This window comes from Leucobacter musarum subsp. musarum (assembly GCF_001273845.1).
Lineage (GTDB): Bacteria > Actinomycetota > Actinomycetes > Actinomycetales > Microbacteriaceae > Leucobacter > Leucobacter musarum.
In genome coordinates this window covers 165,562-176,955 of the sequence record NZ_JHBW01000069.1, presented here as the reverse complement: position 1 = coordinate 176,955, position 11,394 = coordinate 165,562, and the positions used below count along the sequence as shown (strand labels likewise).

Sequence of the window (11,394 nt, the reverse complement as noted above, 5' to 3'; positions counted from 1 at the left end):
GCGGTGAAGCGCCGGTCGCGCGTTTCGGGGCGCGCGACCGGCGACGGCGTTACTTTTGAGCGCCGACGAGCTGCTGCACCGCTCGCTGAATGACCGAGAATTCGTCGCGCTTCTTCGCGACGAATTCGAGCGCGGTGACCCCGGTGGCGAGCACCTTGAGGGCGTCTTCGCCCACGTCGGCGAACTGGTGGCTCACGTTGCCCGCGAGACCGCCCTCGAGTGCGAGTCGGCCCACGAGATCGAGCTTCAGCACCTTCGTTCCGGGCTCAAAGCTCAGATCATCGAGGTTCACCCAGACGATGCCCGGCCGCGTGGTCGATTCGAAGACGTACCGCTTATTGGTGAGGTCGAGCACGACCTGCCAGATCGTCTGCGAGGCGTCGGGCTTGCCCGGTTCGGGCGTGCGGAACGGCTGCGCGGCGTTGCGGATGATGCTGAACATCGCCGCGATCGCGTCGACCTGCGTCTTCGGCTGCACCTGATGCTGCACGTAGTATGACGCCCGGGCGAAGCGATCGGTGGCGAGCGTCGAACCCGGGAGTGGTTGGTCGCCGCCCAGCCCGGTGTACTGCTGCACGAGTTCGAGCTGCTGATCGAAGGTCGGCGAATTCGTCATGACCTGGTAGTCGCGGCTGTGATACACCTTCGGCGTGCCATCGGTGTACTCGATAATCGCGGAGTCGCCCGAGGCGTCGTTGATGGCGAGGTGCAACGTCGGCACCAGGTGGCCGGTGGGGTCGAACAGCTGAGAGATCTGCACCTGAGACTCGTTGGTCCAGGCGACCGCCTCGGCGACAGTGGCGAAGTTGTCGAGGTAGTACTGCAGCCAGATCGCCTGGCTGAGCTGCGTCGCGCTCGCTTCGGGCTTGCCGTAGTCGGATTCCGCGAGCCACAGTATGTGCCCGGCGAAACCGGCCTCGTTCATGCCGTCGGTCGCGATCAGATCAAAGGCCGTGGCGATGATGCTGCCATACTTCGAGGTCCAGGTCAGCGACCCGTCGACCCCATCGGTTCGATCGATGCCCCGCGGATGCTTCCACAGGTTGGTGAGGAGATCCATATGGAAGTCCATGTTGCGGCCAACGATGACCGATCCGTTCGCGTCGGGCCAAACTACTCGTGTGCACATGATCCGTGTACATCCCTTCAGGTGTGGGGTGAATCGTTGAGTGAGGTGGAGCGTGAGATGGAGGTGGAGCGGTGGAGCTGCGGCAGCACGATCGCGGAAGCCAGGAAGAACGCGATCGCGCCGATGAAGGTGCCCCAGTTCGCGACCGCGGCGTCCTTGAGGCTGCCGTCGGAGAGCACGTAGGCGCCGACCGCTGAGAAGCCGAAGGCGATGCACCCGAGCATGTTGATGTGGGCGGACCACCAGCCCGAACGGCGCGGCTCCCAAGCGCGGCCGCGATCGCGCACGTATGCGACGTAGACGAAGACGGCGCTAACGAGAAACGCGACGGAGCCTCCGGCGTCGGGGTTCCACACGAGTTTCTCCTCGGTGCGCACCGAGGCAGCCGTGAGCGCGGCGCTCGTGCTGATATTGAAGAGAATGGTGCCGAGGCTCTGGGTGGCGGCGGCCAGCCACTCGGCGCGGAACATGCGTCCCGTGCCGTAGGGCACGGCGACCACCGGCGCACCGCTCAGGGCGAGCTGCATGAGTCCGGCCGCGGTGAAGAACCAGGCACCGATGAAGCAGAGCACGTTCGTGAGTTGCGCGCTGCCGAGATCCCAGATGCTGACTGCGGTGCCGATGGCGAAGAGTGCCGACCCGATCATGAACGACACGCTCTGCTTGGTGAGCGTGGGCACGAGCCATGGGATACGCTGCGCGGTCGCTGCGGCGGTAGTCATCGGTACTGGGTCCCTTCTGGAGGCGCGAACGGAGATGCGGGGCGCCCCGACCGCCGAGGCGATCAGGGCACCGTTCGCGCATCAGTGGGCGAAATTGGTGCGCGCGCGCTCGCGGGGGATGGGTGCGTCAAGCCGCTCCAGGAAATCGACTTCTTCGTGAATCGCGGAAAGCAGCAGCTCGGCGAGATCGCGGCTGAGGCCGAGTCGCACGACGATGCGCTGTACGACGAGGTCCGAGAGATCGTCGGGCATCGGATAGGCAGGCACCAGCCAGCCGCGCATGCGCAATCGGTCGGCGAGATCGTAGAGATTCCAATTGCGCTCGCCGGGCACGAGTTTCCAGGCGAAGACCGGAATGGTGTCGCCTCGGCTGACGAGTTCGAAGGGCGCCATTTGGGCGATCTCAGACGACAAATAGGTCGCGACATCGATCGACCCCTGCTGCACGGCGCGGTAGCCCTCGCGCCCGAGACGCAGGAACTGGTAGTACTGCAGTAGTACCTGGGCGCCCGGTCGCGAGAAGTTGAGCGCCAGCGTCGGCATGTCGCCGCCGAGGTAACTCACATGGAAGATGAGGCTTTCCGGGCACACCGCGGAGTTGCGCCAGACGACCCACCCGACGCCCGGATAGACGAGCCCGTACTTGTGGCCGGAGGTGCTGATGGAGTTGACGCGCTCGACCGCGAAATCCCAGGTGAGGTCGGGCTGGCAGAACGGAGCGACCATGGCTCCCGATGCGCCGTCGACGTGGATCTTCACATCCACGCCCGTTGCGGCCTGAATCTCATCGAGCTTCGCCGCGATCTGCTGCACCGGCTCGTATAGGCCGGTGTAGGTCTGGCCGAGAATCGCGACGACACCGATGGTGTTCTCGTCGACGTACTTCTCGAGCTCGTAGCCGTCGAGCACCAGGTGATCCTCGGTCACGGGAACATATCGCGCCTCGACATCCCAGTAGTTGCAGAACTTCTCCCACACGACCTGCACCCCGGCCGACAGCACGAGATTGGGCTGCTCGGTCGACTGCCCGGCCGCGCGGCGGCGCTCCTGCCACAGCCGCTTCAGCGCGAGTCCGCCAAGCATGCACGCCTCGGACGAGCCGATCGTCGAGGTGCCGATCGTGTCTGAGGCATCGGGCACGTGCCACAGGTCGGCGAGCATGCGCCAGCAGCGATCCTCGATCGCCGCCGTCGCCGGGTACTCGTCTTTATCGATCATGTTCTTGTCGGCGGCTTCGGCGTAGAGCTTCTGCGCGTGGTCATCCATCCAGGTCGACACGAACGTCGCGAGGTTCAACCGCGAATTGCCATCGAGCATGGCCTCGTCGTGAATGATCTGATAGGCGGTGTCGCCCGACATCATGCCGTCGGGAATCTGGAACTTCGGCAGATCCGAATCTTCTCCCGGCCGCGCGAAGACCGGATTGACCAGGATCTTCGCGGCGTCGGGCTGCTCGGTGGCGTTGCGATACATCTCAGACAAGTGACACTCATTTCTCTTCGGTGAATCAGATCGGGTCGGTGTGGCTGGTGGGCCGAGGTCAGACTTCGACCGGCGGGTACAGGCGGTCCATGTTGTACAACCGGTTTCTGCGCGCCGCCCACGTGGATGCCGCGAGGAATGCGAGCGTCAGCCCGGTGATGACGGCGACGGCGATGCCCATGCGATAGTCGATGCCGCCCATGATGAGTTGCCGCAAGCCAGTGACGGTGTAGGTCATCGGATCGTAGGGATGGATCCACTGGAAGAGCGGACTCGTCGTGGGAACCGGGTAGATGCCACCGGCGGAGGTGAGCATGACCATGAGGAACGCCAGCGTGATCACGCGACCGACCGCTGCGCCGAAGAGCGCATTGAACATCTGAATCATCGCGAGGAACATCGCGACCATGAGCCACATGAACAGCAGTGTCGGGATCGGGTAGGCCGGGTGCAGGCCGAGGCCGAAGTAGATGACGAGGTAGAGAATCGTTCCCTGGGTGACCCCGACGAGCAGCGTCGGCGCGAACGAGGCCAGTACGGTTCGGATCGACCCCAGACCCTGGGCGAGCGGCCGTGCTTGGAGCGGGGTGAACAGCATCCACGCGATGATGCTGCCGACGAAGAGCGCGAGGCCGAGGAAGAACGGGGCGAAGCCGTACGCAAAGGTCTTCGCCTCGTGCTCGGTGTGCTCGACGAGTTTCACCGGCTGCGCAAGGGTCTTGATGAAGCTCTCTTGCTGGTCGTTGTCCCAGTGCGGCAGCAGCTTCATCGCCTGAGCGACTCCCTCTTCGAGCTGCGCGGTGCCCGAGGCGAGCTTCGGGGTGCCGGCAGCGAGCTGGTCTGCGCCGTCGCTCAGCTGGATGAGTCCGGAGTTGAGCTGATCGGCTCCACTGCGCAGCTCATTCGCGGCGTTCTGGGCCGCCGCGAGATCGGCCACCACCGCGCCGTCTTCGACGGCGCGCAGCACGACATTGATGTGGCTGTCGGGGTCGACGAGTTGCCCATTCACGATGTCGAGGTCGGTGTGCACGGCGTCAAATGTCGCGCGCATCTGCTCGACCGCCGGTGCGGCGTCGATGGATGCACGAATACCCTCAAGTCGATCGGCGACCGCGGTATCGCCGCTATCGCGCAGCTCGGCGATCACCGCGTCGAGCTGCGTCTGAGTGCTGGCCTGCGCTGCGGCAACGTCGTCAGCGACCGCGGTCGCGACCCCGACGTTGGCGTCCACTCGCTGAGCCGCGTCTCGCACATCGGCGCCGGTGACGCCCGAGTTCGCGATGAGGCGATCTGCGTCGCCGATCACGCCGTCGAGGCGATCGACGATTTCGTCGATCGCACCGGCGAGCTTGCCCGACCCGTCGCGCGCGGTGACGAGATTCGTGGCGAGCAATTGCGCGCCCTCATCGGCCTGCTGCATGCCGGTGTTGAGCTCATCGACCCCCTCGGCTGCGGCACGCAGCTTCGGCATCGTGCCCTCCACCCCGGTGACCACGGCTTGGAACACCTGCTCGCCCACCTGAGCGCTGACCTGGTTGATGACCTTCTCTGCCGCATCTTGACCGATCACCGTCGAGAGATAGTTGTTCGATTCGTCGTAGGTGAAGATCAATTCTGCGGAGTGCGGATCGCCACCCGCAGCCGAAACCACCGACGATGAGAAGTCGGCCGGCACGGTGATGGTGAAGTCGTACTTTCCGTGGGAGAGGCCGGTTGCCGCTGCCTCCTCGCTGACTTCGAAGAGGTCGAGCTGCCCTGAATCGACGAGCCCCGAGACCACCTGTGATCCTGCATCGATCTGCTCGCCGCGCATCTCGGCACCTGTATCGAGATTGACGATGGCGACGGGCACCTTGTCGACGTGGCCGAACGGATTCCAGAACGCCCAGAGGTACAGGGCGCCGTACATCAGCGGCATGAGCAGAATGACGATGAACGCCAGCCGTGGCATGCGACCCCGGTAGTAGCGCTTGAAGTCGCTGCCCGGGGAGAACGCGGCGATCATGCGGGAGCCTGTGTTTCTTCACGTTCCATGCCGGCGAACTCCAGATTGGTGAGGTTGGGCACTTCGATGTAGGCGCGCACGGGAAGCGCAGTTCGCGGCCCGTTCACGTCGGCGGTGATGACGGTCTGGCTCGTACCGAGTGCGATGAGTCGCTCGAGCAATTGCGCTGAAGCAGCGTCGCTCGTGAGCGTGTCGATGCCGCCGACCACGAGCAGATCGGGTCTCCTGGTGTTCGCTGCGGCGATGCGGAACAGCGCGGCCGTGAGTTCGGGCAGCTCTTCGACCATCGCATCGATGTGTGGAATCTCGAGATCCCCGAACACCGGGCGGCACAAGCGCTCGAGATCGTCGGGCGTCGCCGGTGGCACCCACGCGAACCAGCGATGATTCCATCGGAGCTGCTCGGTGACGATGTCGCGGACTCGAATGGCCTGCACGATTTCATCGACCTCGCCGATGAACCCAACACCCGCGTGGCGGAAGAGATCGTGGGGTGCATCCGTGCGGGCGAAGGCGGTGATCGAGCCGCTCGATGGCTTCATGCGTCCGGCCAAAGTGAGGAGGAGCGCGGTGCGACCGCGGCCGCCATTGCCCACCAGCACAGTGACGCCTCCGCGTGGCACCGTGAAACTCACGGGACCGAAGATGTGACCCCAGGAGGCTTCGACGCTCACTGATTCAAGCGAAAGCAGCGCTTCCGAGTCGGGAGCGTCCTGGAGTAGCTCGTCACTGTGCGGGAGTGGCGGGGCGCTCGCCGCATGATGGGGTTCGTGCGTTTCGTGCGGGGTCACAAGTACTCCTTGAACCGGTCACCTGTCGCGGTGCTTCAAGTCTGGCGAAGCCTCGCGCGGCGAAGATCGGGCAATTCGGTACAGCCGTGCGCTTTCGAGACTATGTCTAAAACTATTCTCGTATCAAGAAGAATTTTGGGGGTATCAATAGATTAGGCATATACGGAATAATGACGTCTGTTTGAATTTTCGTACTCAGTACATGTACAACGGCAACATTGATCGGTGACGCGGGTCATTGCGGTTCTGCGCGTGCAATGAGGGTCGGAGTACCCTGGCTGCGTGAACGAGGGTCGAAGCATTCGCCGGGTCGTGCGCCCGAGTGCTCCTGGCTGCCCTGAGTTTCCGCTCGCGTATGTGCGCGAGCGGCCGGGAGCAGGGGTTCCGGTGCTTGTGATCCCGGGCGGGCCCGGACTCGGGTCGGTGCTGCCGTATCGCGCGCTCCGGCGATGGGCTGCAGCGCGCGACATCGACCTCATCATGATCGAGCATCGCGGCGTAGGGCGTTCGCGGTACGACGTACGCGCGCGACCGCTGCCGCCCAGTGCGATGCGCATCGAGGCAGTGATCGATGATCTGGCGGCCGTGCTCGATCGGGAACGCATCGACCAGGTGCACGTCTACGGCTCCTCGTACGGCAGTTATCTGGCCTCGGGGTTCGGCGTGCAGCACCCCGAGCGCGTCGCCGGAATGATTCTCGATTCGGCGCTGCAATCCACGTCCGATATCGAGATCGAGCGTCATCGGATACGCGAGCTCTGGTGGAGCGCTGATACGGCACTCGCGTCGGGGGTGCGGGAGCTCGTTGCCCGAGGTGAGTCCCAACGTGCGCTCCTCGATGTACTGCGCGCGGGTCATGAACTGATCGGACCCGATTTCGTGGAGTGGTTGGTGCGTCGCCGCATTGCACGGCGAGGCGGGCGCGCCTGGGGTGCTCTCGCGGCATACGCTGCTCGCGATGAATCGATCGTGCGGGTACCACGCGTGTACGAATTCGACCTCGCCGGGGTGATCGCCTTTCGTGAGTTGCACTACGGCGCGCCTGCCGACGGCGGCCCGCTCGATCCGGCCGCGACGTACGCGAACCTCGCGCACCGGTTTCCCCCGTTCGTCGCAGAACCGTTCGACCTGACGGCTGGCGTTGCCGGGTTCAACTGGCCGGTGGTGCTGCTCGCAGGTAATCGCGATCTGCGCACGCCCATCGATATCGCGCGCCGTGTCGCCCGGATCGCGCCTCAGTCGACACTGGTGGAACTCGCGAACGGTCACAGCGCGCTCGAAACTCACCCTGCGGCCGCGCTCAACGCGATTCGCGTGCTGTGTCGCGGGGAACAGACACGCCTGCCTGCGCTCGCCGCGGAGATCGACACGCTGCCGCGACGCGGAATCGCAGCGCGCGTGCCGCAACTGGTGCGCGGGATCGCCCGCACCGAAGGATTCAGGGGTGCTGGAGTCGCCCATTCGGCGCGCTCCGAGTAACCTGCGGAGGTTCCGCCCGCCCCGCTCGACTAAGCCCGCTCGCGCTGCTCGTGAATGGCGTCGAGCGTCGCGAGATCCGCATCGCTCATGCCCGCGATCGGCTCGCCGTTCCAGACGATGTCGTCGCCCAGAGCGCTCAGCAGTGCGACGTGTTCGGCTGCTCCGAGACGGGCGCCGTGCACGAGAGTCGCCGGGCTCCAGAGCATCGCCATCGCGTCATTCCAGCCGGCGCTGATGTCGCGCACCTTCAGCAGGTCGTGCAACGTCGTCTTCAGGTGCGAGATCGGTTCCGTGAAGGCATCCGCGAGTACCGCCAGCGAGATCTGGCGCTGCTCTCCGGGGGCGACGACCACGGGTTCGGCGACGTCGCCGGTCAGCGCCCGGGCAAACTCGTCGGCCTCGAGCAGGATGACCCCGTTCGTCGGCCTCGGATTGCACTCGATCGCGTAGAGCTCGTCGCCATGATCGACGAAATCGAACGATAGTTGACCGGTGAAGTCGGGGTCGACCTCGGAAATGATGCGCTGCGAGTATGCCAGGGTGTCAGCGCTGTCGACGGCGAGGAAGGCGATGCCGGTGCTGCTCGCCCACTGCTCGGGCGCGCGATACGTGCAGTGCGCGGTGATGCGCCCCCGAACGACCACGCTGTACGTGCAGACCATGGGGCCGTCGACGAACGGCTGAACGATCCAGGGCTGATCGGGAGTGGGAACGCACTCCTCGAGCGTCATGCGCCCGGCAAGCGGCCCGGTGTTCGTGAGCAGCGCCACTCCGCCCCGGGAGAACGCGGCTCGGGCGAAGTACTGTCCGAATCTCTCGGCGGCCTCGGCCAGTGTTGCGTGGTCGGTTGCGACGACGGTCTCTGGAATCGGAACACCCGATCGTTCGACGATTCGCTGAAAACTGGCCTTGTCGTGCAGTTGCGCCAGGCTGTTGAACGCACCCGCGAAGAGGGAGACACGCTCGGGGAGGTCGGCGGTGCGCGCCGAGAGGTAGAACGCCTCTTCGAACGCCGGAATGATGAGGTCGATACGATGCGCCTCGACGATCCGCCGGATGTCTCGGATGAAGCCATCGGTGTCGTAGCGGGGAGACGCGGTGACTTCATGGGCCTCGACGAACTTCGAGTGATTGCCAATGGCGCCGCCGTAGGTGTCGCACGCGACAACGGCGTGACCCAGGCTGCCGAGCTTTCGAATGATGTCGAGTGCGAAGGTGTTTCGTGAACTCGTGACCAGTACTCGCATGGGTATTCCTATCTTTTGCCTGTGGCTATGAAATAAGCCTAGGCGGAATTCACTGCGTTGTCCCAACAATTTTCAACACGTTCACTGGACCGATTTCGTTCGTCGGCGCTGTGGCTTGGCTGCTTCTCTGCTGAACACGCGCATGAAATTCGCACAATTGATGCATTGCAACGACCGGGAGTGTTTAGAATCTAATTTGGATTCAAGAAATGTCAATTCGGGTGAGGGGTGCTTCGTGGAATCGCTCGCCACTCTGGCGCACCAGGCAGATGATCGGCGCACGTGGGTGCAAGAGGTCATTGAGATTTCGGAGGTCGGCGCGAGATTTCGGTACCGGATCCCTGCAGACGTTGACCTCGGGCCCGTCGTCGCCATCGAAATCGCGCGTCAGGCAATGCACTGCTTCGCGCACCTGCAGCTGGGTGTTCCGCTGGAGACACGGTCGCTGCTCACCCGGGCCGCGTTCACGGCGGTTGATGACGCGGAGCTGAGTCGCTCCGGAGAACTGACGCTGCTCTGCCGGTCCCAGCGTTCGGGGGCCGGCAAAAAGGTCGTCGTTGCGGCGTCCGTGGAGATTGCCGCCGGCTGCGTGCGTGCGGCGCGCAGCGAGATTGAAGGGGTCTATCTCGATTCCGACCTGTTCGAGCGGATCGAGCAGATGAGTCGATCCACCATCACCAACCCTGCGCCCTCGATCGCTGAGCGAGCCCGTGAGATGCTGCGCCTCAATGCGCGAAAACCGCAGATCGATGCGCAACATGCCCACCTGGCAGGCATGCAGATCGTCACGCGTGCCCTCGACGCGACCCACGACAATCGCACGGTTCGTGCGGTCGAGTGGCTCGAGGTCAACTTCACCCGCGTGGGCACCGCGAACGTGCCCATCGACATCGACCGGAGCGAGCAGTCGAATGCGACGACGGCGCACGTGCGTCAGCGCGGCGTCGAAATTGCGCAGGTGCAGATGCGGTTCGCGACGCACGAGCGGCACCTCGCTCATGACTGAGCAGACGCCGTCGCGGGGGCTTGCGCTCGTGACTGAGCAGACGCCGTCGCGGGGGCTTGCGCTCGTGACCGGAGCAAGCGGCGGGATCGGCAGTCGCATTGCGCACGCGCTTGCCGCTGCCGGGTACACGCTTTTGCTCCACTCGCGCGCCGAGCATTCGCGACTGCGCGACATCGAACGGGCGTGCAGTGCGGCGGGCGTTGAGAGTTTCACCGTGCGTGCTGATCTGAGCACGCAATCCGGTGTGGTCGCGGTCAGCGACCGTGCACGGCAACTGTTGTCTGATGGCCATGAGCTCACCCTCATCGTGAACAACGCCGCCGAGCTGCTCAGCCCCGAATTCGCTCGGACGACGCCGAACGACTTCGACTACTTCTTCGCCACGAACGTGCGCGCACCGTTCTTTCTCGTGCAGTCGCTGGTTCCGGTGATGCCGAGAGACGCTTCGATTGTGAACATCTCATCGGCGTCCGCCCACTTTTCGAGTCCGGGTGATACCGCGTACGCGATGAGTAAGGCCGCGCTCGAATCGTTCACGGTGCAGGCCGCTGAGACCCTGGCAGAACGGGGAATTCGCATCAATACCGTGGTCCCCGGGTTTACCGACAACGGGTACGAGTTGTTCCAGAATGCTGAGGCGATCGCCTACATGGACACGTTCGCGGTGCTCGGCGGCGTCGCGCACCCCGATGATGTCGCGCAGGCCGTCGTGTTCCTGGCGTCTCCCGCTGCCCGCCGCATCACGGGTTCCGCCCTCGACGTCACCGGTGGGTCGATGTTAGGTGCGCGACGGGGGCGGCAGAAGTCGGTGCGCGAGGCGACATGAATTAAGGCGACTGCCTCATCGGCCACCCACCCAGTCGCTCATACGATGGACGAAGCTCTCAACACAGGAAGGTGCCCCCGTGGCCTCCAACACCACCCGTACCACCCCCAGGAAGCGGCAACCGCGCAGCCTGGAAACTGAGACCCTGCTGCTCGAGTCGGCGGCGATCGTCTTCGCGCGCTTGGACTACAACAACGCGAAGCTCACCGACATCTCCGAGGAAGCCGGTGTCAGCGTTGGGTCACTCTATTTCCACTTCGGCAACAAAGACGACGTTGCTTCTGCCGTGCTGACACTGCAGCAGACCCGTATGACTGAGGTGTTCACGACGAGCGTCGCCGGCGACGACTCTGCCTTCGACCGCATGCTGGTGCTGCTCACGAACATGGCGGCGCTGATCTCGGTCGACAAGGTGGTGCAGGCGGGCATTCGGCTACTCGCGTCGCTCCCCGACAACCTTAAGCAGGTCGGGCACGATCACTATCGTGATTGGCAGAACACGACGACCGACCTCATTCGTGAGGGCCTGTCCGAGGGATCGATCACGTCGACGCTGCCCGCGGAAGACATCGGCGAGCTCCTCAACGAGATCTTCGTCGGCGCACAGGTCATGTCGGGTATGAGCGACGGGTGGAAGTCGCTGCCGGCGCGCTTGGAACTCGCCATGCCCCTGCTACGGCACCTGCTGCGTCCGGAGTAGGGGAGAG

The 11,394-nt window shown here is 64.3% G+C and carries 10 protein-coding genes; 4 read left to right on the top strand and 6 right to left on the bottom strand.

Features of this window, described 5'->3' with window-relative positions; translation table 11 throughout:
• Window positions 1-49: 49 nt before the first annotated feature.
• The 5 genes from CH42_RS07590 to CH42_RS07570 all read right to left on the bottom strand — a co-directional run bounded on the left by CH42_RS07590 (window position 50) and on the right by CH42_RS07570 (window position 6,012).
• Window positions 50-1,129 (bottom strand): linear amide C-N hydrolase, encoded by a 1,080-nt coding sequence (locus CH42_RS07590; RefSeq protein WP_053352600.1) that lies wholly within the window; start codon window positions 1,127-1,129, stop codon window positions 50-52.
• A 17-nt stretch (window positions 1,130-1,146) separates the two neighbouring features.
• The gene (locus CH42_RS07585) at window positions 1,147-1,851 is read right to left on the bottom strand and encodes a hypothetical protein (RefSeq protein WP_053352599.1); all 705 of its coding nucleotides are present in this window, start codon (window positions 1,849-1,851) and stop codon (window positions 1,147-1,149) included.
• A gap of 81 nt (window positions 1,852-1,932) precedes the next feature.
• Window positions 1,933-3,333 (bottom strand): glutamate decarboxylase, encoded by a 1,401-nt coding sequence (locus CH42_RS07580; protein WP_394325239.1) that lies wholly within the window; start codon window positions 3,331-3,333, stop codon window positions 1,933-1,935.
• Window positions 3,334-3,391: 58 nt separating this feature from the next.
• Window positions 3,392-5,338: a YhgE/Pip domain-containing protein gene (locus CH42_RS07575; RefSeq protein WP_053352597.1), complete on the bottom strand. Its 1,947-nt coding sequence runs from the start codon at window positions 5,336-5,338 to the stop codon at window positions 3,392-3,394.
• A complete protein-coding gene (locus CH42_RS07570; RefSeq protein ID WP_239683987.1) occupies window positions 5,335-6,012 on the bottom strand; it encodes an ATP-binding cassette domain-containing protein in 678 nt (225 codons plus the stop codon). The genes CH42_RS07575 and CH42_RS07570 overlap by 4 nt, the downstream gene beginning before the upstream one ends.
• A gap of 399 nt (window positions 6,013-6,411) precedes the next feature.
• Between CH42_RS07570 and CH42_RS07565 the strand changes: the two genes are divergently transcribed.
• The gene (locus tag CH42_RS07565) at window positions 6,412-7,608 is read left to right on the top strand and encodes an alpha/beta fold hydrolase (RefSeq protein ID WP_053352596.1); all 1,197 of its coding nucleotides are present in this window, start codon (window positions 6,412-6,414) and stop codon (window positions 7,606-7,608) included.
• A gap of 29 nt (window positions 7,609-7,637) precedes the next feature.
• On the opposite strand, the gene CH42_RS07560 is transcribed toward CH42_RS07565, so the two are convergent.
• Complete coding sequence (locus tag CH42_RS07560) at window positions 7,638-8,855, bottom strand: carbamoyl phosphate synthase large subunit (RefSeq protein ID WP_053352595.1); 1,218 nt, start codon at window positions 8,853-8,855, stop codon at window positions 7,638-7,640.
• Window positions 8,856-9,090: 235 nt separating this feature from the next.
• On the opposite strand from CH42_RS07560, the gene CH42_RS07555 reads away from it, so the two are divergent.
• The 3 genes from CH42_RS07555 (at window position 9,091) to CH42_RS07545 (ending at window position 11,387) form a co-directional block, all read left to right on the top strand.
• Window positions 9,091-9,861 (top strand): AfsA-related hotdog domain-containing protein, encoded by a 771-nt coding sequence (locus CH42_RS07555; RefSeq protein ID WP_053352594.1) that lies wholly within the window; start codon window positions 9,091-9,093, stop codon window positions 9,859-9,861.
• Entirely contained in the window at window positions 9,854-10,687 is an 834-nt protein-coding gene (locus CH42_RS07550) for an SDR family NAD(P)-dependent oxidoreductase (RefSeq protein ID WP_053352593.1), read from the top strand. Before CH42_RS07555 ends, CH42_RS07550 begins: the two co-directional genes overlap by 8 nt.
• Window positions 10,688-10,766: 79 nt before the next feature.
• On the top strand, window positions 10,767-11,387 hold the full coding sequence (locus CH42_RS07545; protein WP_053352592.1) for a TetR/AcrR family transcriptional regulator: 621 nt from the start codon (window positions 10,767-10,769) through the stop codon (window positions 11,385-11,387).
• The last annotated feature ends 7 nt before the right edge of the window (window positions 11,388-11,394 follow it).